The organism is Paenibacillus phytorum, assembly GCF_013141715.1.
GTDB classification, from domain to species: Bacteria; Bacillota; Bacilli; order Paenibacillales; family NBRC-103111; genus Paenibacillus_E; species Paenibacillus_E phytorum.
The window spans coordinates 45489-69292 of the sequence record NZ_WHOA01000126.1; the positions used below are offsets into that span (position 1 = coordinate 45489).

Below are 23804 nucleotides of genomic sequence, written 5' to 3' on the forward strand. Positions count from 1 at the left end.
GTGAAATAGATCACACCTACCGGACATTGACAAAAGCGATAAGATTCTACATCTTAATAGGTATGGAGATATTATTTTAAAGGACTTATGGTGGCTTGCTGAGGGGAGTAGCGATTTATGGCACGCAAACGTTATAGTAATGCGGATCCAGCCGCGAAGGTGAAAACATGGAAGGAAATTCGTCGATGGCGGCAAGAACGAAAGGGGCAAGTCAAGGATCTCAGCTTCCTTATCGGCCAAGCGGAGCATAAGCAGCAAGAGCTGCTTATGCATAATCGCAGCGAAACAACGATCACTTGGATTGGACACTCGACTTTCCTGCTGCAGGTGGCGGGCTTGACGATCGTTACGGACCCGGTTTGGGCCAACCGGATGGGCTTTGCACGCAGACTAGAGGCGCCAGGGCTTACACTCGATGAAATACCGCCAGTTGATATCGTCTTGCTCTCTCATTCGCATTATGATCACCTGCACGTCGGATCATTGCGCAAGCTGAAAGGCTCGCCTGTCGCACTAGTGCCTGAAGGACTTGGCATGAAGATAAGGCGGCTTGGGCTGAGTACGGTCCATGAGCTGCCTTGGTGGGGGAAGACGACGGTCGGGCCGCTGGAGTTTCATTTCGTTCCAGCGCAGCATTGGACTCGGCGTACGCTAACGGATACGAACAGTTCACTTTGGGGAGGCTGGGTGATCAATCGCTCAGCAGAGTTACTAGTGGATGGCGCGGAAAACAACGATGCGATTTATTTTGCCGGCGACAGCGGATATTTCCAGGGCTTCCGCGACATCGGAGCGAGATTTCCAGGAATTCGCTACGCGCTTATGCCAATCGGTGCCTACGAGCCGGAGTGGTTTATGGGTATGCAGCACGTTACGCCGGAGGAGGCGGTTCAGGCATTCCTCGATGTAGGGGCCGAGACGTTCATCCCGATGCATTATGGCGCTTTCCGCCTAGCCGATGATACGCCGCAGGAAGCACTTGACCGGTTGTTGATCGATTGGCAGAGAAGGGAGCTCGACTCAAGCCGTCTTAAACTGCTGAAACACGGGGAAACACTGGTGGACCAAGGATAAACGACTCCGTCGTCCTTCTGGGACGGGCGCATCTACTGACAAGAACAATAAAGCTGCCTTGGACTAAGCCAATGGCAGCTTTTTGCTTTATGATCTTTCATTTTCACTCAATAGCACCTGTATGTCTCAATGTGAAATTTACGCGAACGTTGATTTTTGCTTCTCTGAACATGGGGTGCCACTTTGCTTTAGTTAGCTTTGAGTCTCTTATTTTACTCCGATAAACCTCACCGAACCCGACGGCATCAGATTCATTCGCTTGCAAACTCGCGATGAATGTTTCTATTTCCTCCTTCAGTTTTTTCCCAATTGCTTTCTCTAAGGCAGATACCGACTCGGGCTTTTCAAAGGAATAAGGAGTCGAAATTTCTTGAAGATCCCCTTGTATGGACACCGATACTATAAATTCTGGTACTTTCGAGTCAAGAAGCTTAATTTTACTGCTGCTTTTCGCAGTGGCGAACACAATTTTAACCTCTTTATCTGGATGCTTCATGTACTTCGCTAAAGGTTCGGCGTCTGCTACGAGTTCGAAGATTCCCACCTTTTTCGTATCGAGTAGTACTTTGAGCAGAAATCCTTGCCGCGGCGAAGCTTCATGAACCATCCGGTCATCATGAAACAAAGCCAGTCCTTTGATATAAACTTCATTGCCCTTTCGTTTCAGCAAAGGCACCACTGGATCTTTGCCTTCACTGTAATAATCACGAAGAAAATCTTGGAGCGTCGGGGAAGGAAGCTCCTCTCTCTCCGAGTTTTGTCTTAAGTTTTCATAGAGATACATGCCAATATTCGATATTTCCCGATAGCGATGCGTTAGAATATGTGAAGCTTCCTCATCGCTAACGCAAAGGTAAATCATATCGCCGAGCGTTGGGTCACGGGACAAGGTATCAACCAGATCGATGATCCCTTTGGAGGCAAGCTTTTTGCCGTACATGACGACCCGCACTTGTCCTCCAACCAAATATTTGCTAAGCTCTCGATTCGAAGAAACACGCGAACCTTTACTGGTATATGCCGTGCTGGCTACAACCTGCGTCTTTTCTCTGGCGCTCGGATCGATTTTTTGCAAGACCGATGTTGTAAGAATGCGTTCTTTCTCAAGAGAGTCATATCCGATAATAATGCCGAGTGCCAAATTCTCCAAAATGAATGGTTTGACACATCCCGAGAACAAAACGACTGTGCTCAACAATAGAGATAGACAAAACGGTCTTCTCACGCATTTCACTCCCCGAGAGTAATCCTAGCGTTGAACGGTTCTTTTTTTAAAGGCATGTACGGTTTTCACCAACAGAAAAAGAAGGGGTGGATAAAGAAAGATCACATAGGTCGACACGGAGTTCAAGATCGAGTTCAACTTATATATTTGTCCGTGTTTTTGGAACAGAAAGGAGCATGCGAAGAGAATGACACAGAATACGGCTAACGTCCGCTTTTGATTTTGCTGAAAAACACGCTTCATTCCGCGTAGGATAACCCATGTAAATAACATTAAATTGCAAACTAAGATAAGCATCCAGAGCGGAATCGCAATGTATTCGAATCGTTCCAGAAACGGAAATCGGATAATTTTCAAAAAGCTAAAAGTAGCCCAAATCGTTTTTGGCATCTGATTTTGACTATAATACACGATAGAAATGACCATGACGAACAAATAAAACAGGTTACTAAGAAGAACACCTATTTGAGCGTAACGATTAGCGTTTTGTTGATCTCGAATGAACGGATACAGAAAGTAAATGACCTCAAACCCAGCAAGTGTCAGCGGCATTTTACTCACTCCTTGTAACAACTGGGAAGGCCTGGCTTCCATGACCGGAAGCAAAAAACTCCACTGGGCATGCTTGATCGCCGCATAAAAAAATAGCGTGGTCATGATCCAACAAACAAAACCAAACAGGCACATGCCAATAATCACTCGAATTCCGCCAGTCAGACCATATGCAATTAGCGTAATGAGAAGCAGCATTAGGATCCATGTTGGGAAATCGGGAAATATCCAGGACTGAACAGTTTCAATATACGTGCGGGAGATCGTCAAGACGTAGAATGCGAAATAGGTCATAAACAAGAGGCTAAGAATCCGCCCTACCCATTTTCCGAATAGTGCATAATGAATACCGAACAAGTCCGCAGAATCATAATGCGCTAGCGTGCGAATCATCAACCAAATGGAAAGATGTGCGGCTAAACCGGACACAATGACCGAAATCCAAGCATCATGCCCCGCTGATTTAAAAATGACTCGTTGGAATCCGAGCACGCCCACACCCAATTGGGCTTTACTAATTACAAAAATAAGTAGGAACGCTTGAAACATTAAACCTTTCCTCGGTTTATCGGAAATCTCCATTTTTGTCATCACCCGTCTACTCGTCGATGTCTTTCTTCTGCTTCGCTTTATTCTTATTGAACCTTTGCTTATTCGACGTGCGTGTAAAGGTAGAACGAGCGGAGAGAAGTGGAAAAGGAAGTCGAATGACCGTATCTACCATGTCCCTCCATCGCGGAGGAAAGATCGGATGCATATACGGATGTCCAAGACTCGTTTGACGTAACAGATGCATAAGTAATAAACAAATCGTGAACACAATGCCGATCCCACCCCATATTCCCGCAGCAATAATCATCGGAAAACGAACAAATCGGATACTAATGCCCATTAAGTATATGGGTGTGGTAAACGAAGACAGAGCAGCCAAGGCGACAATCATAATTAAGATGTTGCTCGTAAACCCGGCCTGAACCGCCGCTTGTCCGATAACAATACCTCCCACGATGCCCATCGTTTGTCCAACCTTGGTCGGTAGTCTAGCCCCGGCTTCACGTAGAAGCTCGATTGTAATTTCTAGAAATAACGATTCAAACAAAGGTGGAAACGGCACTTTGGAACGCGACTGGGCTAGCGGAACGAGCAGACTAGGAGGAATGATCTCATAATGAAACGTTAAGGCAGCCACATAAGCTGGGGTCAGCAAGATGGAGATGAAGATGGCCAAGAACCTCAATCCTCTTATGAACATCGCAATATTCCAATGCAGGTAATGATCTTCCGGCGATTTGAAAAAATCAAGGAATGTACTTGGTCCTACAATTGCAAAATTGCTGCCATTGACAAGCAGAACAACTTTACCCTCCAATAAGCTAAAGCTGACACGATCGGGTCGTTCGGTTATGATCATTTGAGGGAAAATGGACATTGAATTATCTTCAATAAGCTGCACCAGCAGGGTGCTGCCGATGACGCCGTCTATCTCTAGTTCCGAAATACGCTGACGCAGTGTATTAATGGTTTGCTCCTCTGCGACATCTTTCAAGTAAAGCAGTTGCACCTGAGTTCTCGTTATTTCACCAATTTCAAATGATTCATTACACAGGTTTTCATGAGCAATAATGCTTCGAACGATACCCAGATTCGTTTCCAACGATTCGGTGAACCCGATCTGAGGCCCGATCACATTCGTTTCGATTTCAGCTATGGACGGAGATCGTCTTGGTTGCATAGATGTATTGACCAGTATGGCGTCTGTTTGTCCAACTTTAAATACCACTGTCCAACCGCGCAGCAGCAAGATAATGACTTGCTCCATTTCACAAGTAAGGTCGGTCTGGCCAATAGGGATTAATTCAGCAAGTCCCTCCATCGTGAATGGTTCTAGCCGGGTTTGCTGTAGGGAACTGAGCAGTTGATTGTTAATGAGACTTGCGTCAACTAAATTACCGAAATAAATGAGATTAAGGTCATCGTTAGCATGTTTGACGATAAGATCCGAACAATTATGGAGCAGGCTTTTCAATGATTCTTCGAAAAGATCAACGGAATTCGGTAATTCCATACATATCACCTTTAACCATAGTATCCATATTTTCTCCATAGTTATGCATGGGAAACAACGCAAACAGCTTGAGGAAAAAGACATAGACCCTAAAATGGCTAATGGCTTCGCCTTTTAAAAAGGCGAAGCCATAGCTGTTCTAATTTATTCACATAAACTTTCTCTTTTCAACCTTTTATACCGCTAAAGGTAATTCCGCTAATAAACGTTTTCTGGAGAAAAAAGAACAGGATAATAACAGGTAATGTCATCAAGGTGGAAACGGCCATTAATAGGCCCCATTCAGAACCTTTTTGACTTTGGAATTGCTGCAATCCGAGTGAGACCGTATAGGTAGGCTCATTGGTTAAATAGAGCAAGGGACCAATGAAATCGGTCCAGCTTCCCATAAACTGAAACAATGCCACTGCTAAAACGGCGGACTTAGCTAACGGAAACATGATTTGCAGATAAATGCGGAACTCACTTGCACCGTCTATCCGTGCCGCTTCGCGAAGGGCATCGGGCAGTCCGAGAAAAAACTGTCTTAATAAGAAGATGTAAAACGGTACTCCAAAAAATTGGGGAACAATGAGCGGAAGAGCTGTTCCAACCCAACCTAATTTAGTAAACAAAAGAAAAAGGGGAATCATGGTGACTTGACCGGGAATCATCATAACAGCGAGGGTAACGAAGAACAACACGCCGCGACCGCGCCACTCCAACTTGGCAAAACTATATGCGACCAACGGACAGGATATGATCACACCAAGCGTACTAACTATAGTAATAATCGCCGTGTTTTTTAAATATGTCCAGAAAGGGATGTACTCTACTGCACTGGAATAGTTACTCCACTGAAATGGATGTGGGATCCACTCTGGGGGAAATGTAAAGATTTGTGTGAGCGGTTTCAAGGACGTTGAGACCAGCCAAATAAACGGGATAATGAAAAAGAATGAAGCAATAATTAGGCATAAATGAGCTAACGTTCGGTTAATTTTTTTAATAGTTAGAGGATTCATTCCTTTATTGCCTCCTTTATTTCCCTTGATAGTGAACCCAACGTTTCGACGATATGAAAATCAACGCAGTTAAGGCCATAACAATAACAAATAAGATCCATGCCATGGCCGAAGCATAGCCCATTTTGAAATATCTAAATCCGTTCTCGTATAAATACATGACATAAAATGTCATGGAATTTGCTGGAGTTCCTTGCCCTTTGGTCATTGTGTACGGGAGAGTGAACTGTTGAAACGCACCGATTGTTCCCATCACCAGATTGTAGAAAATAACAGGAGTTAGCAAAGGCAGCGTTACTGTTTTCGCTTTCTGAAACCAATTAGCCCCATCGATTTCCGCTGCTTCGTAGTACTCGTCTGGGATGTCCCCTAAGCCAGCAAGGTAGATAACGACAGCATGACCGATACCCCATAACGACATAAGGATGAGAGAGGGTTTAGACCACGACTCACCACCCAACCAAGGGGGCCCATCGATACCTAGGCTTGCTAACATGCCATTCACCAAACCAAAGTTTGGATGCAACAACCACATCCACAGTACGGCCAAAGCCACCTGCGGCACAAGGGTCGGTAAGAAGAAGATCGTTCGATATACAGCCATACCCTTGACCTTCATATTTAGCATCATAGCCAGAGCCACACCAAAAAATATACTTAACGGAACAAAAAAAACGGCAAAATAGATCGTGTTGTATATGGACTTCCAAAACAAAGGATCATTAAAAAGATCCTTATAATTATTCAGACCGATAAATTCACCAGGCTGCAGGATGCTGTAAGTGGTGAAGCTGAAGTAGATGGATGCGAACATTGGAATTGCATAAAAGCAAATGAGACCTAAAGCCCAAGGTGAAGCAAAGAGCCACCCAATCAAGTTTGTCGTACGAAATGATCTCTTTTTTCTGGCTGCTGTATGTTTTAATACATGAATAGACTCAGCTGGTTTTGCCATGTGCATCCTCCTTCCGAATATCATACATGAATAGGCAAGGAGAGAGAGGCTCCCCCTGCCTATAGAGTATCCTATTTATTATATTTTTCTAGAGCCTTGTTTACAGTTTCAGTCACTTTATCGAGATTCTCTTTAGGGCTGCCGTTACCGCGAGTAGCCTTTTCCGTTGCGGAAGCTAATTCATTCCAAAGCAGCTGTCCTTCAGGAATGACCGGACGGTTGTGTGAATTCGGAAGAATATTGACGAATTCTTTCATAATTGGATCGTCCTTGTACCCGAACTTGGCGTTAACCGAATCAATAACCGACATCCCAGACTGGGCGTTCAACAAATATTGTCCTTCTTCTTTACCCAAGAATTCAAGGAACTTCCAAGCAGGTTCAATGTTCTTGGAGCCTTTAGGGATAATAAGGGACATGCCGCCCGACCACGTACTAAAGTTTGATCCCGTAGGTGTCGGTATCGGTGTAACACCGTAATTCATGTTTGGCTTAAATTTTTTGATACCGGCTACCGTCCAGTTTCCACTTATCTTCATACTGATTTGACCGGAAATGAATGGATCCATTTCATCCGTACCGGCTGCGCTTGTGAATCCTGCAATGTCCTCGACATTGTATTTTTTACCGAAATCGGTCATCCACTGAAGCGCATCTACGACTTTAGGATCATTCGCAGTGATTTTGCCTGTTGATTTATCTTGGAAGTCTCCCCCAAATGACCATCCCCAGCTGTATAGCCAGCCTTGTGAATACCATGGAATAAAACCAATTCGTTTGAAACGTTTGCCATCCTTGATAGTCAACTTTTCAGAAGCCGCTTCGAGCTCGGCAAGCGTTTTGGGAGGATTGTTGGGGTCGAGCCCAACTTCTTTGAAATGATCCTTATTGTAAAACAACAAACGTGAGTCCGTACCTAACGGAATAGCATATAACTTGCCTTTATAACTGGACTCGTCCCATGCAAATGGATAATATGAGTTCTTACTTATTCCAGCTCCAGCAGCCATCGTAGATAGGTCAGTCAATGAACCTTGCGCTGCCCATGAGCCGACCTTAAATCGGTCGAAATAGGCAATATCTGGAGGGTTGCCACCTGCAACCGCAGTAAGCAGCTTCTGATCGGCGCCCTCATTGGATTCTGTATACACCAATTTGATTTTGATCGTGGGATTTTTTTCTTCAAATGCTTTCACGACTTTATTCATATTGTCCAAATCGATTGAGGTTAGACCGTGCCACATAGTGACAGTTACATTACCTTGTCCGCCTTTTTCGTTCGAGGCTGCAGCGGTTGATGGAGTGGTTGAATTACTGCCTCCCGTAGTTGGCGTAGTTGATGAACATGCGGTTGCAAGAACTGAAATAGTGAGAACAGATACCAGTGTTGGAAATGCGAGTTTTTTGGATTTTCTCATACATAAATCCCCCTTAAGGTAAGTTTTGTTATTCAACTTCACTTCCTGTAAACCTAGCTCACCTCCTATAAAAATTCAGCTGAACATGACATCAAAAGTCAATTGATATCACACGCAATTATGTATGCGTTTACATCGTTGTGAATATACGATTTTGAATCCTTGGGAGGGAGCCACTCCACCTCATTTCCATCAAAATAGTATGTTTATGTATACTGAGTATATTAATATCTCCGGACATATCATGTCAACTTCAATTTCGCGACATGCTTGTCTAAAAATTCACCTATTCCAGACTTTTTTTGAAGAGATATTGTCTGTATAGGGTAAGCCAAACAAAACAAAAAAACATGGCTTAACCATGTTTTTTTCAATTGCTATTCAATCACCGTTACCAGCTATTTGATGACCATCCGATGTTCGATAATTCTCTGTTCGGGGACCGCTTCTCCGATTAACTGCGAGACAAGCAAGTCCACCGCTTCTTCGCCCATCCGCTTCTCGTCTTGTTGAATGTGAGTGAATATCGGCTTCCCTAGGTAATCGTTGAGTGAATCGAAACAAACGATATCGTATTCCTCCAGTGATTTCCCCAACGAATCGATGACCTGAGCCAGCATTGTTGCGACTAGAAACTCCGAGGCGACAAATGCCTTTACATCAGGGTATTGTTCCAAAAAGCGCTGAATCGTCTCTTTATCACTATCGATTGCGGTTCCGTCCAGGTTCATGGGGAGGGTACCCTTTAAATTCGTCAAACAATAGTCCTGATTTAGCTTTAATCCCTCTTGAGTAAAAGCCAAGGTATACCCAAGCAGCCTTTCCTCCAAGGTTGATGTGTTTTCCTCCGGAGGAGACAAGAAGGCGATTTTATCGTGGCCTCTCCCAATCAGATGAATCGTAAGATCCTGGGCGGCTTTCTTATTGTCCGTGTATACGGAGCAAACCGGAATTCCTTTTAAGTATCTATCGACAAATACAACGGGAAATTTGTCCAATACGAGGCGAAGCAGTTCAGCATTATAATGTTGGCCATGGATGGGAGTCACGATTAAGCCTTTGATGCCTAGACGAACAAACAGCTGGATTGCACGTTCTTCTTCCTCCCTGCTCCCACGAGTTCGCTTGATGATCAGATCATATTTGTGCTCAGCGCTCTGCTTTTCCATCGATCGAAGCAGTTGCTGGCCGAATTCGTCGGAAAAATTCGGAATAATGAACGCGATCAACGGTCTTTCTTTTTCATCGGATTCCAGACTCGTTATTTCCTCCGAATGACGTTTGTGCTCCAATCCCCCTCTGATACCATCCGCAACAAACGAACCTTTTCCCTGAATGCGTTTGATGACCCCCGCTTCGGCCAACTTCTCCAACGCTTTTTTGGAAGTAATGCGGCTGACGCCAAACCGTTCGGCCAATTCTTTTTCGGAAGATACGCGATCTCCTGCCTTCAATTGTCCCTCTTTAATCTCATGAAGGATATGTTTATAAAGCTGTTCATATAAATGTCCTTCCATCCAATTCACCCTAACACCATGTAGTTAATATACTAAGTATATCATTTCATGAATGATTTTCAATCCAAACATTTGAAAAGAGCCGCATGCTTTCCTTCACTATACCACTTTTCAATATAAAGAAGCCCGATGAGTGTGTTCTTCATCGGGACTTTCTTTCAGATGTCATCTTCTCTACTTTTGGTTTTTTCAAAAGGGGACAACCCTTAAAGGGCTCCCTGTGGATAATTAACGGTTGGATTCACACAAGTTGGAAGTGCTTGTCTACCAAGACCTGCCAATAAATTATCCGCAGCTAAATGTGCCATGCGATTTCTCGTCTCGTAGGTTGCACTACCTATATGCGGGGTTATTAAGATATTCGGAAGGCTAAGTAATGGATTGTCTCCCGCAAGGGGTTCTGGGTCGGTCACATCTAAAGCTGCATATGCAATTTGTTTGCTTTTCAATGCTTCGTAAAGGGCCTCGGTGTTCACAATAGACCCGCGTGCCGCATTGATAAAATAAGCTGAGGGCTTCATCTGCGCAAACTCCTTAGCTCCAAACATTCCCCGGCTTTGATTAGATAAAGGAACGAGGGTAATGATAAAATCGGACTCTTGCAGCAAGTCCCTAAAGTCGACATATCTCGCTTCGAGTAACTGATCATCCATACGCCTTGTGCGGTTATAGTAAATAATGTTCAGCCCGCACGCCTTAGCTCTCCTAGCTACAGCGCAGCCGATATCCCCCATGCCTACGATACCGAGAGTTTTCCCATACAAATCTACACCGAAAGGAATGTTGTTAGTACTTTCCCATTTGCCTGATTTGACAAAATCCCAACATTCATGAATTCGGCGAGCTGCGCCCAGCAATAAAGCAAAGGCTAGATCTGCCGTTGTTTCAACAAGCACGCCAGGCGTATTCCCGAAGGGGATTCCCCTCCTTGTGCAGGCATCGATATCAATATTGTCGTACCCCACCGACGATTGTGCTACGACTCTTAATTGATGAGCATTAGCCAACAAATCTTCGTCTACCTTTACATCACCTGTGCTGAATAAACCCTCCGCATCTTTTAACCATTCGAGTAATAATGTCCGTGGGATCGGTTCAGCTTCCTTCCAAACTTTTACCTCACAATGCTGTTCAATTCTTTCCATGGCAGCAGGCCATGTTTCTTTTGTTAATACCACCTTATATTTCGCCATAACGGTTTCTCCCCTTCCTAACATGCAAATATACCAACCCCTCCCCAGATCAGGAGTTATCGGTATACTACATTTCGCTATTTTTCCACAGCTTTCACTGCTTGAATTAATCTGAATAATTGTTTGGTTGTACTTCTAAGATGATATCGCGTTTCAACAGGATCCATGGCTTGTTCAAGAGACATAGGAGCGCTGATAATGGAATGAAAAGAAGTAACGCCTAGGTCGTTCAATACCGAGGCCTCTTTGGTAACTCCACCAGCTAACGCAATAACCGGAATGCCTTGGGCATGCGCAAGCGCAGCAACTCCCAATGGAGCTTTGCCCATCGACGTTTGTCCATCAAGCTTCCCCTCTCCTGTTATCACGAAATCAGCCCCCGCCATGCTCTCCTTTAATCCGATCTTGTCCAGTACCAGCCCAACACCCGATTGCATCTCCGCCTTTAAAAAAGCAGCAAATGCCGCTCCAAGTCCACCAGCCGCACCTGCTCCAGGGATGTCTTGAAGGTTTACACCAAGTTCCTTCTCGACGACACCGGCAAACAGGTATAAGCCACGATCCAGCTCCTCCACCATTGCGGGATTTGCTCCTTTTTGAGGGGCAAACACGTAAGCCGCTCCGTTAGGTCCGTACAGCGGATTATTGACGTCGCAGGCAATCTTAAACTCACATTGTCTTAATTCCGGATGTACATGGGCAGAGTCAATACGATGAATCTTGCCTAGGGCATTCCCACCTGGACCAACATCATTGCCCTCTTGGTCCTTGAAACGGTACCCTAAAGCCTGAAGCATTCCCACACCCGCATCGTTCGTCGCACTTCCGCCGAGTCCAATGATAAATTCACGGCAGCCTTGCCCTATCGCATGTGCAATAAGCTCGCCGACTCCATGGGTTGTTGTAAACATCGGATTCCTGCTTGCCTCAGGCACTAGCGGCAATCCACAGGCAGCCGCCACCTCAATTACAGCTGTTTTTCCGTTACCTGTTATTCCATAGGTTGCCTGAACCGGCTCCATAAGGGGGCCTGTAACCTTAACAGATTGAAGCTGTCCGCCTGTTCCATATACAAGCGCTTCTACCGTTCCTTCACCGCCATCAGCTATAGGGAAACTTACAATATCCGCATTAGGGTAAACCTCTTTAATGCCTAAAGCGATCTCTCTGCTTCCTTCCATCGATGAAACGCTGCCCTTAAAAGAATCGATAGCTATGACCACCTTCATTGGCTAGGCCCCCCCTTGCTTCGTTCACATTACTATTAGTTTACACAAATTTTGGCAACCAGTCACCATGAGCTTCGATCAGATCATCTTTACCTTAATTGCATCTATGAGCCTTCTTAAATACAAAGAACCCCGAAATTATGAAAAACATAATTTCGGGGTTCAGATGCGTGATGTAATCTTGAAGTTATAATTGGATGAATTACCCAGAAAAGTCAATGTACAACTTTATTATCACAGTCTAAAAAATTAATTTTTGTACAAAAAGCAAACAGCAGCCTACTCCACTGTCACACTTTTCGCCAAATTACGAGGCTTATCAACATCATTACCACGCGCCAACGATGCGTAATACGAAAGCAGCTGAAGCGGTATTACCGCCAACGCAGGTGATAGAACATCCAGCGTCTTCGGAATAACGAAAGTGCTATCTACAGACTTCTGCAGCTCTAGCTCACCTTCTACGGCAATCCCAAGTACATTTGCGCCGCGCGCTTTCACTTCTTTAATATTGCTTACCGTTTTTTCAAGCAGCTCATGCTGAGTAGCCAACGCAATCACCGGAACACCATCCTCGATTAGCGCTAGTGTACCGTGCTTCAATTCACCTGCTGCATAAGCTTCTGAATGAATGTAAGAAATCTCTTTCAGCTTCAAAGATCCTTCCATGGCAACTGCATAATCCAAGCCTCTTCCGATGAAGAAGAGATTGTCATGCTTAGCCATCTCCTCAGCAACTACTTTAATAGCTTCCGCTTGCGCCAAAATTTCTTCCACTTGAGCTGGCAGCTCTTTCAAGGCCTTAACCGTTTCTTTAATTTCATCCGATGTTTGTGTCCCTAACGTTTGAGCCAGGTGCAGACCGAGCAAATAGAAAGCAATTAACTGCGATGTATATCCCTTCGTAGATGCTACTGCAATCTCTAGGCCCGCCCAAGTTGTGATCACATCATCTGCTTCACGTGCTACTGAGCTTCCTACCACATTCGTAATGGCCAGTACATGCGCACCACAACGTTTAGCTTCACGAAGCGCAGCAAGCGTATCAGCCGTCTCACCAGACTGGCTAACTACGATGACAAGCGTATCCTTCGTGATAATCGGTGAACGATAACGATATTCAGAGGCAACATCCGTTTCCACCGGAATGCGCGCCAATTTCTCAATAACATACTTACCAACCATACCTGCATGATAGGCTGTACCACAGGCAACAATATGAACACGGTTAATGTTGCGAATCGCTTCAGCTGTAATCTTAAGCTCATTCAGCGTCACGCCAAGACCATCAGGTGATATACGGCTGCCCATGGTATCGCGGTACGCTTTAGGTTGGTCATAGATTTCTTTCAGCATAAAGTGATCAAATCCGGCTTTTTCAGCAGTTACAATGTCCCAATCGACATGAAACATTTCCCTGGAAATAAAATTCCCCTCTAAAGTCATTAATTCGACAGCATCACGCGTCAAAAGCGCCATTTCGCCATCATTCAAAATAAACACATTACGTGTATATTCAAGAATAGCTGGGATGTCCGAACCAATAAAATTCTCGCCTTCACCAATACCGATAATCAAAGGACTAGCCTGACGCACAGCAACAAGGCGATCCGGTTCATATTCTGTCAGTACGCCTAACGCGAATGCACCTGTCATAAGCTTTACCGCTTTTTGAACAGCTTTGAGGATATCTCCTTCGTACAAATCAGCGATTAAGTGAGAAATAACTTCTGTGTCCGTCTCAGATACAAATTTATGACCTTTCGCAGTCAACTCTTCTTTGAGGCTAATATAATTTTCGATAATACCGTTGTGCACAACTGAAAACTTCATCGAGTTATCCGTATGAGGATGAGAGTTCACATCCGAAGGCTTACCGTGTGTCGCCCAACGCGTATGTCCGATTCCAACGCTTCCGTTCAGTGGAGTCTCATCCAGCTTGGATTCAAGATTCGCGATGCGGCCTTTTGCCTTCTTAATTTGTAAACCATCCGCCGTGTAAACAGCTACACCTGCAGAGTCATAGCCTCTATATTCGAGCTTTTTGAGCCCTTCCAATAAAATTTCCTGAGAATTACGCTTTCCAATATAACCAACAATTCCACACATAGTAGTACCTCCATAGTTTTATAAGCCTCTTCTTAAAGGGCTATTTTTCAAAGATCCTGGTTTAAAAATCAATCAACTAGACAAGAAAAACGGCAAATCAAATAAACCATATATAAGGACAATCATTACGTTCATATATAATAATTAAGTAGATGTTGGATACTTGTCAGCCTGGTCGCCCAAACGTTTTTGCTCTCCAACTTAACGGCACTCCTCATGCCGGAAGGTCCCCGCCGAATGTTTCGAACACCTTCACCTCGTCAACTCACCTGCGTAGTAGTAGCAATCTCACTACATTTCCGTCCCGCTTGCGAGTTCTGGCGCTATTTGTTGCTTAATTAACCACTATCCTGCCTTTCCTTCTTGAGTCAAATACATCATATTCATTTTAGCGCGAACGCGCAACTTATTTTTTCTTGGAAAATCCCCCAATTAGCAATAAGCATGAAAGGGGGATCCACATGTCCCTGCCTTTTATACTAATTGCTCTTGAATAACCTTAGCAATATCATGAACATAAGCTTCAACTTGTTCTTTGTCAGGACCTTCAGCCATAACACGGATCAACGATTCCGTTCCCGAAGGTCGGACCAGCACGCGGCCGTTATCTCCAAGTTCTTCTTCCACTTTTCTAATGGCTTCCTCAATCACAGCGTTGTCCTTGAGCTTACTTTTATCCGCAACGCGAATATTAACCAACAACTGCGGGAACTTACGCATAATTCCTTTTAATTCACTAAGCTTGCGCCCCGATTGGACAATGGTGTTTACCAGCTGTAAAGCCGTCAGAATCCCATCTCCGGTCGAGATGTAATCGAGGAAGATGACATGCCCCGACTGCTCTCCGCCTAAGTTATAACCGCCTTTACGCATCTCTTCCATCACGTAGCGATCGCCTACAGCGGTTTGCATAGCTTTAAGACCCGCTTTTTCAATCCCTTTGAAAAAGCCAATGTTCGCCATCACCGTCGTCACAATCGTGCCGTGGTTCAGCTTCCCTGTGCGATTCAGCGCATCTCCTAGAATGCTAAGGATGAAGTCGCCGTCGACTTCTTCACCAGTCTCATCGATCGCGATCAGACGATCCGCGTCGCCGTCAAAAGCAAGACCAATGGCTGCGCCATGTTTCACCACTTCTGCGCGAAGCTTCTCAGGATGCGTGGAGCCGCACTGATCGTTGATATTGCGGCCGTTCGGCTCAGCGCCGATGGTGATAACTTCCGCTCCTAGCTCGCGGAATACTGTAGGGGCCAGCTCGAAGGCTGAGCCATTCGCGCAGTCCAGAACAACCTTGTATCCGGCGAAAGACTCGGATACCGTCTCCTTCAAGAACGCCAGATAGGCGAATTTCGCATCTGGCTCATCGGAAACCGTGCCAATCTCGCCGCCAACGGGGCGAGGCAATTCATCCACAGCTGCGTCAAGCAGCTGCTCAATTTCAAGCTCCGTCTCGTCTAGCAACTTGAAGCCGTCGCCTCCAAAGAACTTAATCCCGTTATCCTCAACCGGATTATGCGAAGCCGAAATCATAACGCCCGCATCTGCTCCGAGCTTTTTCGTTAAATATGCTACCGCCGGTGTGCTAACGACACCAATGCGAATAACCTCAACACCAATCGATAGCAAGCCTGCTACGAGTGAAGCTTCCAGCATTGGACCCGAGATCCGTGTATCTCTCCCGATAACGACCTTCGGATGCTTAGCCTGTCTCGTTAATACATATCCGCCACAGCGGCCTACTTTATAAGCTAATTCTGGTGTCAGTTCGCCATTAGCGACTCCTCGCACACCATCTGTACCAAAATATTTCCCCATGTTTATATTCTCCTCTTTTTCTACAACCCATTATGGATTTGTTACTTTATTAGGTGCTTTCTCGCTGATTTCTACAGTCGCCTTCACTTCTTGCGGCATACCGAGCTTCACATAGGTCGGCAAATTTAATGTCAGCTTCAGCTCATGCTTACCTGGCGGCAAATTACTAACATCCAGGATCGCCTGTACATCCTGCACTTTCATTTGATCAATGAGTGCAGGAGCGCCCTCTACCGTTATGTTTAGCTTAGCCGTCTCCGGCAGTGTAACTTTCGTATCATAGCTTTCGTTTTGACCAATAATCGTGATCGGTATGTTTTCCAAAGCCTTCGTAATGGAAGGAACAATTTCCACGCGGACCGTAACTTTGGCAGGATCCAGTTGAGTTACTTTATTCCTCAAGGGAATGTCCAGTGCAAACTCCTTTGTTTCCTTCAAATCCTGAGCACTTAGCTGCGGCCCCTGATAAAACTCTAGGCGATCTACAACATCTTGAGTACCGTAGACGGTTACCTTGTCCGGATTTTGAGTAACCATCGCTATTGCGAAGCCTTTCGGCGGCTCTCCACTAATCTTCATCTGCAGCGGTATGGTTTGGAACGGGCTCGTGATTGGCACTTCCACATCGACCACAGAAGGATTGATATTCAAAATTACTTCTTTGCCATCTTTATCAAAAGCTTGCAGTCTCACTTGCTTCGTAACTGCAGCCTGGGCCTTATCTACCGAGACCTCGCCGCGAACATTCTCGATCTGCTCGAGCTTACTGGTCTGCGCGGTAATATACACCTTGGCTGGCTTTACAATCGGCTGTCCGGCTTTGAGACCGGCTGCCGGCGTTCCTTTGACATTAATGACGACGGGCACTTCTTTCATTTGCAGCTCTTCGATAATCACATGCACCGTTCTAGGAACAATCTGAACTTCCACATCTGAAGGAAAACCAACCGGTTTAAGCGTAACTTGATGATCTCCCTTGCCCACTTGCGTCAAGTCAAGCTCAATTTGATAGGAATTACTAGTCGTCACTTTCTTAACCGATGATTCCTTCCCTTTCACAATAACCTGTACATTGGCAGGAGCCATGGACGAAATGTGGTAATGCGTTTCATCATATTTTGTCGTAATAGCTACGTTATTTATGGTTTCCTCCCGCTCGCGGAGAGGAGAATTTCCGGATAGATTGGTTTCTTCCATGTGAACAACAACCCATAGCAAAATTCCTATAACAAGGGCAACAATCCGCACCACATTCGTATTGCGTAACCATTTATCCATTCGAACGACCCCTCCATTTCAAGAAAGGGTTTTTTTCTTTTGTTTTCGCCTTCGGCTTCAGTTCCTCGAACAATTTGGCAATCAAAGATTCTTCTTTAATGTCTCGTACGATATGACCATTCATTGTGAGCGAGATTTGCCCGGTCTCTTCCGAAACAATGATACACATCCCATCTGAAACCTCACTCATCCCAATGGCCGCACGATGCCGTGTACCAAGCTCTTTACTGATAAAGGGATTCTCAGACAAGGGCAAATAACAACCAGCAGCCATTAATTGGCCTTGTCGAATAATTACAGCGCCATCATGAAGCGGCGTATTCGGTATGAAAATATTAATCAACAGCTCCGCACTGATCTTACTCTCTATCGCAATACCGGACTCAACATAATCGGTCAGACCGGTCTCTTTCTCGAAAACAATCAAGGCCCCTATCTTTCTTTTGGCCAAATAATTCGCAGCACGTATCACTTCACTAATCCGCTTATTAACATCTTGATCCTCTTCCGTAGAAGATCGGCTGAATAGCTTCCCCCGGCCCAACTGCTCCAATGCCCGCCTTAGCTCCGGTTGAAAAATAATAATGACCCCAAGAACCCCGAACGTAAAGGTCTGGTTCATCATCCATTGCAGCGTACTGAGCTGAAACCAAATACTAAATACCCATGTAATGACGACAACAAGGATGCCCTTCATAAGTTGAATAGCCCTTGTCCCTCGCACCAACAGGATCAGCTTATAAATCACATAGCTAACGATCAGAATATCAACGATATCCTTAGCCGAGATGCTCGTGAGTAAGTCCATTTATTATTCTCCCCCAGCGACTGAACACAGTGATCTCTCTATATTAGAATCATAACATAAACCCAGATATACTTCTATTTTTCTCTCTACACAAGACGTTATCAAATCAAGTTTGGTTCATTTTATTAGTATGTGAAGAAAAAAACGCCCTCCTCTGGCAATAAGCCATTTGGAAGACGTTTCAAGCTAATGCGAGAACATGCCTACGTACTCGCCTAATTTATACCAGACCCAGCTCAAAGCTTCATTGACTTGTGTGACGTGCCCAGAGATATGCGCCGTTGACGCTAGATTTAGAGAACCATCAATAACGGTTAAGTTTCCAGTTACTTCGCCTTCAACTTTCAGTTTCCCCCGCTGAACAATGAGATCACCTTTCACAGTATGCCCTTGCGGTACAGTAACTGTATCACCCTCAATCACAACGTCCTGAAGGTTACTTCCCTTCACCATCAAATTCGTATCATCATTCCACATGGACATGAAGCTTCCGAACATGACAGTAGCGAAAACAACAGCTACCGATACAGCAGGATGCTTGCGAATGAAGTCCATCCAGGAATTGCGCTTCTTCACTGGAGGCAGTCCGCTCATGATTTGTGCAGTTAACGTATCAGATACTTTAACGGGAGGCAGCATTCTAACCATCGCGTCCGTTTTCTCCAATTGTCTAAAGAGAGCATGACATGCTTGGCAAGATATCAAATGCTCCTTCAATCGCTGAGAATCGGATCCCTGCAAATCACCGTCGAGGTATTCATGTATGAGCGGGAGGGCTTCTTTACAATTCATGATTCAGCCACCCCTTTCTTAGACTTTTGCATGTTGTGGTATACCATACGTTTGAATTTCAAATATGTTTCACATATGAACAGGATTTGTGCTACCAACTTGATCCTCCTGCTCTAACCTTTTACGCAAGTACTCCCGCCCACGATGTACACGTGTTTTGATCGTTGTAACTGGCATATCAAGTACGTCGCTTATCTCCTGCAAAGACATATCATGCAGATATCTCAGAATCACAACGGATTTATATTTTTCAGGTAACGTTTCAATAGCCCGGCGTATCTGTTCCTGTGTTTCGGAGACAATCACCTGCTTCTCAGGTGTGTCCTCATGACTTGGGAGCATGGCATAATAATCATTGCCCTCTCCTTCTGGCATCTCCGCATCAAGCGAGTAGGTGTTCTTTCTTCGACGCAGCTTATCGATACACAGATTCGTCCCTATACGGAAAATCCAAGTCGAAAACTTCTGATTCTCATCGTATCGGTGCAGATTGGTATACACCCGCAAGAACGTCTCCTGCACAGCATCCTCGGCTTCTTGCTTATTATTCAGCATACGGTAAGCCAAATGAAAGATCTTGTCCTTATAGAGCTCCACAAGCTCTGCAAAAGCATTCCGATCCCCATTCCTGGCCAGCTTAGCCAGACGTGCTTCTACAAAGTTCAATTCGATTTCCTCCGGCTTCTCGACAATTCGTACGATTTCCTACATATACATACGCAGAAATTATGATTTGTTTTCAGAAATAATTATGCCTCCTATGATCAGTCCCATCCCTAACCATTGTAACCCATTTACCGGCTCTCCTATAAGTAGGTAAGCAGCAATAACGGCTACTGGCAACTCCACCGATCCAAGCATAGCGGCAAGTGTACTACCGATTCGCGGAATTCCGATATTAAACGACACCGTAGGCACAACCTGCCCCAAGAAGCCCAACAAAAGCCCCCATAAAAGCAGCGTACTTCCATTCTCATGCACAAAGACCGTCGGAGGATACAGAATATACATCACGGGCATCGCCGCGGTAAGCATAATAGCCGAATTCATAAGAGGAGGCAGTTTACTAACTACTTGTCCAGTGAAAAAAAGGAATATGCTGTATGTCAAAGCCGACAACAATCCATACAAAATCCCCAATAAACTAAATTGTTCCCAGTTCGTCTCAAACACATCAACGGCGAGTAAAGTACCCACCAAAATTAAGACAATCGCTATACTTTCTGCCTTTCTTGGAAGCCTTCGTTTCACGATACAATCCATTGCAATTGTCATCCATGTAAACTGAAACAGAAGAATAATCGATAAAGAAGCATTCAACTCTTTTAAAGCTATATTGAAAAAGACCGTCGTTAAAGCTAATCCAAAAATACCTATCAAACCAAGCTTAATCCAAGGACCTTTAAAGGGATTGACCCATGATTTTTTGTGAAAAAGAATCAACATCCATACAAAAAGGGTTCCCATCGTCATTTGTGCCGGTGTAATTTGCCCTTCTGTAAATCCTTGATCATATGCCATCTTGATAAAAGAGGAAAGCAAGCCATAGCTTGACGCCCCAATAATGACAAGGACCATTGCTAACCATCGCCCCATGTTGAAGCACAACTCCTGTCTACGGGCATTCGTATAAGGACAGGAAAAGTCGAGCTGCCTACGTTATACGTGGCCCCCGACTTTATCATCCTGTATCTTCCTTCTACGCTCTAAGTTTTATCAGCCTGTATTTCTAAGCCCAGCGGCTATTCCGTTAATCGTAAGCAGCACTTCACGAAGCAGGATAGCATCATCCTCGTTGTTCTCACGTAGTGCACGAAGCTCAGTAAGCAGCTCTACCTGCATATAGCTCAGCGGATCTACATAGGGATTACGCAGACGGATGGACTCCTGAATAACAGGAACATTATCCAAAATCTCTTGCTGACCCGTAATTTGTAAAATGATCGACGAAGTCAGTTCATATTCTTCCCTAATGAGATTGAAGATACGCTCTGCAATTGCAGATTCTTTGACCAGGTTGCCGTATTCCCTAGCAATTTGGAGATCTGCTTTGGCTAGCGCCATTTGCAAATTATCAATCATCGACCGGAAGAACGACCATTCCTCATACATTTCTTTTAAAGTATCTAAGTTCGCCGCATTTCCTTGATAAAAGCTTTGGAGACCCGAACCCGCCGCATACCAAGCCGGAAGCAAATATCTCGTTTGGGTCCAAGAGAATACCCAAGGAATCGCGCGCAAATCTTCGAATTTATCACTGTTTTTACGTTTGGATGGACGTGAACCGATATTCAGCTCGCCAATCTCTGGAAGCGGTGTGGATTCTTTGAAGAACGTTAAGAAGTCTTCGTCTCGGAAAATGAGATCTTGATACTTCGTCTGAGCTTGTTCCGAAATTCCACGCATAATGTTCTCCCACTTGTCTTCCAGTGGATTTCTTTGTGGAGAACGCGATAATTTGGATGCCGTAATTAGCGCAAAAGTCGCTTGCTCCAAGCTGCGGTATGCAATGCCTTGCAAAGAATAACGGGAAGATAACACTTCGCCTTGCTCTGTAATCTTAATGCCGCCACCAAGCGTTTCAACCGGCTGAGCCAGAATACTGCGGTTAAGCGGCATACCACCACGACCAAGTGCTCCGCCACGGCCATGGAAAAACTTCAGCTTCACGCCATATTCTTTAGCGGCTTCCGTAATATCCTGGAGCGCCATACGAAGCTCCCAGTTCGCTGTAATCACACCGCCGTCTTTATTACTGTCTGAGTAGCCCAGCATGATCTCATGGAGCTGTGTCACAGGGTCAAGACTAGCTTTATAAGCAGGGATCGCTAACAACGTGCTCATAATGCCAGGAGCTGCATGAAGGTCATCGATCGTCTCAAAAAGAGGTACAGACTGAAGCGTACTTGTCACGCTACCATCGCTCTCTTTGCGATATAATCCAGCTTCTTTCGCAAAGACAACAACCTCCAAGAGGTCACTTGCTCCTTGCGTCATACTGATGAGATAGCTGTTAATACAGTTGCGACCGAATTCCTTCTGTGCTTTGCCTACAGTACGATAAACATCTATACACTCCTGTGTACTTTCCGAGTAATCCAAATACGTAGATGTGATTGGTCTTGGATCATTCAATACATCCGTTAAGAGAGTGATTTTCTCCTCTTCCGATAGCTTACTGTAATCACTCGTGATGCCCATTTTCGCTAAAACCTCAGTCATCGCATTCTCATGCTCTTTACTGTGCTGTCTGATATCCAGAGCAGCCAAGTGGAAGCCGAACAGCTCAACCTGACGAATAAGCTTCTTAATATATTTGTCAGCTACATAGTCAGCATAATGCATCCTCAAGCTAGCCTCGATGATTTTCAAATCACTAATAAACTCTTCCGGAGTGTTGTATTTCTGGTTTGTAGGAACATTCGGATTGCCAGTGTTATGAACCTTCTCGATCATATAAGTCGTCTTGATGCGATATGGTTCTTTCTCATTACGCCAAACGTCCTGTATATTCCCCATAGCTTCACGGTCGCATTGAATAGATTCAATTAGATCGTCGCTAACGTTCACAATGCTTTTACTGAAGCTCATATGCTCAAGGGTTTCTTTGAGAACTTCTTCATACTTCTGCAAAGCCAGTTGACGATGCAAACCTAATGTTTCCCAAGTCACATTTGCTCTGACCGATGGGTTACCGTCACGATCTCCTCCAATCCATGAACCAAATTTCAAGAAGGACGGCACATGCCATGAGTCTTGTGGGTAATATTTATTTAAACAGCGCTCAAGCTCATGATAGATCTCTGGAAGGACATCAAACAAAGTTTCGTCAAAAAAATACATACCATTACGAACTTCATCAATAACCGTTGGTTTCCGATCACGCAGCTCGTCCGTTTGCCAAAGATTAAGAACCTCTCCAAGCAGCTTCTCACGCAATTGCTCACGCTCACGATAAGTCAGCATAGGATTATCGAGTTCCATCATATCTTCCGAGATACGCAGATTAATATCAAGCACAGCTCTACGCATAGCTTCTGTCGGGTGTGCTGTCATTACTAGTTCCAAAGAGATAGCTTTCAGAATTTCTTGAACCTCTGCATATGGAATATGATTATTCTTTAACTCCTGCACAATACTCTCTATGGAACCAGGCTGCACGGATTCACCAGAGGAACGCTCGTAATCTCTTTTACGACGGATCCGATGGTTCTGCTCAGCAATATTAACAAGTTGGAAGTAAATAGCGAATGCACGAATCACTTGATGACGAATCTCCGGATCCAAGGAGGAGATCGTTTTCTTGAATTCATCATATATCTCGATTACATAGTGTGCTCTTAAAGACTTACTCATCTCACGTATTCTCTCGACAACATCAAGTAGATCATTACCGCCCTGATGAACCAGAACTTCACCTAGTATGTGGCCCAAGAAGCGTACGTCCCTGCGCAGCAGGTTATTCGTTGCTTGCTTCTGTAGGACAATATCATTCTCTAACATAACTCTCCACCTCATCTATTCACTATGTTGCATTAATGCTTCTCTCTACAAAAGCTAGATGCTATAAAAACTCATTTCAGAATATTTTACCACAATCCGCCCTCTGCACATAGTATTAAAATAAAAAAAAGCCACGCCAGATCGTGGTAATTTATGTATTGCATCATTTTCAGCCTATACAAATTCACGAACGGTCGAACCCATGCGGCTTCTCTTCCAGTTCCCGTTCAAACGAAAAAGACCACCCGAAGGTGATCTTTTTCGTTT

The 23804-nt window shown here is 44.7% G+C and carries 18 protein-coding genes; 1 reads left to right on the forward strand and 17 read right to left on the reverse strand.

Going from position 1 to position 23804, the window contains the following annotated elements; all coding sequences use genetic code 11:
* Window positions 1-117 precede the first annotated feature (117 nt).
* Entirely contained in the window at window positions 118-1074 is a 957-nt protein-coding gene (locus GC098_RS19465; protein ID WP_171644921.1) for an MBL fold metallo-hydrolase, read from the forward strand.
* 103 nt (window positions 1075-1177) lie between these two features.
* On the opposite strand, the gene GC098_RS19470 is transcribed toward GC098_RS19465, so the two are convergent.
* The 17 genes from GC098_RS19470 to ppc all read right to left on the reverse strand — a co-directional run bounded on the left by GC098_RS19470 (window position 1178) and on the right by ppc (window position 23537).
* A complete protein-coding gene (locus GC098_RS19470; RefSeq protein ID WP_171644922.1) occupies window positions 1178-2299 on the reverse strand; it encodes a Ger(x)C family spore germination protein in 1122 nt (373 codons plus the stop codon).
* 24 nt (window positions 2300-2323) lie between these two features.
* On the reverse strand, window positions 2324-3442 hold the full coding sequence (locus GC098_RS19475) for a GerAB/ArcD/ProY family transporter (RefSeq protein WP_246358729.1): 1119 nt from the start codon (window positions 3440-3442) through the stop codon (window positions 2324-2326).
* A gap of 7 nt (window positions 3443-3449) precedes the next feature.
* The gene (locus GC098_RS19480; RefSeq protein WP_171644924.1) at window positions 3450-4916 is read right to left on the reverse strand and encodes a spore germination protein; all 1467 of its coding nucleotides are present in this window, start codon (window positions 4914-4916) and stop codon (window positions 3450-3452) included.
* A 167-nt stretch (window positions 4917-5083) separates the two neighbouring features.
* The gene (locus GC098_RS19485; protein WP_171644925.1) at window positions 5084-5920 is read right to left on the reverse strand and encodes a carbohydrate ABC transporter permease; all 837 of its coding nucleotides are present in this window, start codon (window positions 5918-5920) and stop codon (window positions 5084-5086) included.
* Between the two features lie 16 nt (window positions 5921-5936).
* On the reverse strand, window positions 5937-6875 hold the full coding sequence (locus GC098_RS19490) for a carbohydrate ABC transporter permease (protein WP_171644926.1): 939 nt from the start codon (window positions 6873-6875) through the stop codon (window positions 5937-5939).
* A 71-nt stretch (window positions 6876-6946) separates the two neighbouring features.
* Window positions 6947-8293 (reverse strand): ABC transporter substrate-binding protein, encoded by a 1347-nt coding sequence (locus GC098_RS19495; RefSeq protein ID WP_171644927.1) that lies wholly within the window; start codon window positions 8291-8293, stop codon window positions 6947-6949.
* A gap of 398 nt (window positions 8294-8691) precedes the next feature.
* Window positions 8692-9810 carry a GntR family transcriptional regulator gene (locus GC098_RS19500; protein WP_171644928.1) on the reverse strand — a complete coding sequence of 373 codons (1119 nt, stop codon included), beginning with the start codon at window positions 9808-9810 and terminating at the stop codon, window positions 8692-8694.
* 206 nt (window positions 9811-10016) lie between these two features.
* Complete coding sequence (locus GC098_RS19505) at window positions 10017-11003, reverse strand: 2-hydroxyacid dehydrogenase (RefSeq protein ID WP_171644929.1); 987 nt, start codon at window positions 11001-11003, stop codon at window positions 10017-10019.
* Between the two features lie 77 nt (window positions 11004-11080).
* Window positions 11081-12232 (reverse strand): glycerate kinase, encoded by a 1152-nt coding sequence (locus GC098_RS19510; protein ID WP_171644930.1) that lies wholly within the window; start codon window positions 12230-12232, stop codon window positions 11081-11083.
* Window positions 12233-12511: 279 nt separating this feature from the next.
* Window positions 12512-14341, reverse strand: a complete 1830-nt coding sequence (glmS, locus tag GC098_RS19515; protein ID WP_171644931.1) for a glutamine--fructose-6-phosphate transaminase (isomerizing) — start codon at window positions 14339-14341, stop codon at window positions 12512-12514.
* 474 nt (window positions 14342-14815) lie between these two features.
* Window positions 14816-16156, reverse strand: a complete 1341-nt coding sequence (gene glmM / locus GC098_RS19520; protein WP_171644932.1) for a phosphoglucosamine mutase — start codon at window positions 16154-16156, stop codon at window positions 14816-14818.
* 30 nt (window positions 16157-16186) lie between these two features.
* Window positions 16187-17434, reverse strand: a complete 1248-nt coding sequence (locus GC098_RS19525) for a CdaR family protein (protein ID WP_171644933.1) — start codon at window positions 17432-17434, stop codon at window positions 16187-16189.
* Window positions 17427-18242, reverse strand: a complete 816-nt coding sequence (cdaA, locus tag GC098_RS19530) for a diadenylate cyclase CdaA (protein ID WP_057303911.1) — start codon at window positions 18240-18242, stop codon at window positions 17427-17429. Before cdaA ends, GC098_RS19525 begins: the two co-directional genes overlap by 8 nt.
* 186 nt (window positions 18243-18428) lie before the next feature.
* Window positions 18429-19034, reverse strand: coding sequence for a zf-HC2 domain-containing protein (locus GC098_RS19535; RefSeq protein WP_171644934.1), 606 nt, complete (start codon window positions 19032-19034; stop codon window positions 18429-18431).
* Between the two features lie 69 nt (window positions 19035-19103).
* Entirely contained in the window at window positions 19104-19700 is a 597-nt protein-coding gene (sigW, locus tag GC098_RS19540) for an RNA polymerase sigma factor SigW (protein ID WP_171644935.1), read from the reverse strand.
* A gap of 60 nt (window positions 19701-19760) precedes the next feature.
* Window positions 19761-20630, reverse strand: a complete 870-nt coding sequence (locus GC098_RS19545) for a DMT family transporter (protein ID WP_171644936.1) — start codon at window positions 20628-20630, stop codon at window positions 19761-19763.
* Between the two features lie 120 nt (window positions 20631-20750).
* On the reverse strand, window positions 20751-23537 hold the full coding sequence (gene ppc, locus GC098_RS19550; protein ID WP_171644937.1) for a phosphoenolpyruvate carboxylase: 2787 nt from the start codon (window positions 23535-23537) through the stop codon (window positions 20751-20753).
* Window positions 23538-23804: the final 267 nt, after the last annotated feature.

Bases quoted from the DNA above. Each gene is read 5' to 3' on its own strand.
- GC098_RS19465 (WP_171644921.1), top strand. From the start codon at position 118: ATGGCACGCAAACGTTATAGTAATGCGGATCCAGCCGCGAAGGTGAAA.
- GC098_RS19475 (WP_246358729.1), bottom strand. From the start codon at position 3,442: ATGACAAAAATGGAGATTTCCGATAAACCGAGGAAAGGTTTAATGTTT.
- GC098_RS19480 (WP_171644924.1), bottom strand. From the start codon at position 4,916: ATGGAATTACCGAATTCCGTTGATCTTTTCGAAGAATCATTGAAAAGC.
- GC098_RS19485 (WP_171644925.1), bottom strand. From the start codon at position 5,920: ATGAATCCTCTAACTATTAAAAAAATTAACCGAACGTTAGCTCATTTA.
- GC098_RS19490 (WP_171644926.1), bottom strand. From the start codon at position 6,875: ATGGCAAAACCAGCTGAGTCTATTCATGTATTAAAACATACAGCAGCC.
- GC098_RS19495 (WP_171644927.1), bottom strand. From the start codon at position 8,293: ATGAGAAAATCCAAAAAACTCGCATTTCCAACACTGGTATCTGTTCTC.
- GC098_RS19500 (WP_171644928.1), bottom strand. From the start codon at position 9,810: ATGGAAGGACATTTATATGAACAGCTTTATAAACATATCCTTCATGAG.
- GC098_RS19505 (WP_171644929.1), bottom strand. From the start codon at position 11,003: ATGGCGAAATATAAGGTGGTATTAACAAAAGAAACATGGCCTGCTGCC.
- GC098_RS19510 (WP_171644930.1), bottom strand. From the start codon at position 12,232: ATGAAGGTGGTCATAGCTATCGATTCTTTTAAGGGCAGCGTTTCATCG.
- glmS (WP_171644931.1), bottom strand. From the start codon at position 14,341: ATGTGTGGAATTGTTGGTTATATTGGAAAGCGTAATTCTCAGGAAATT.
- glmM (WP_171644932.1), bottom strand. From the start codon at position 16,156: ATGGGGAAATATTTTGGTACAGATGGTGTGCGAGGAGTCGCTAATGGC.
- GC098_RS19525 (WP_171644933.1), bottom strand. From the start codon at position 17,434: ATGGATAAATGGTTACGCAATACGAATGTGGTGCGGATTGTTGCCCTT.
- cdaA (WP_057303911.1), bottom strand. From the start codon at position 18,242: ATGGACTTACTCACGAGCATCTCGGCTAAGGATATCGTTGATATTCTG.
- GC098_RS19535 (WP_171644934.1), bottom strand. From the start codon at position 19,034: ATGAATTGTAAAGAAGCCCTCCCGCTCATACATGAATACCTCGACGGT.
- GC098_RS19545 (WP_171644936.1), bottom strand. From the start codon at position 20,630: ATGGGGCGATGGTTAGCAATGGTCCTTGTCATTATTGGGGCGTCAAGC.
- ppc (WP_171644937.1), bottom strand. From the start codon at position 23,537: ATGTTAGAGAATGATATTGTCCTACAGAAGCAAGCAACGAATAACCTG.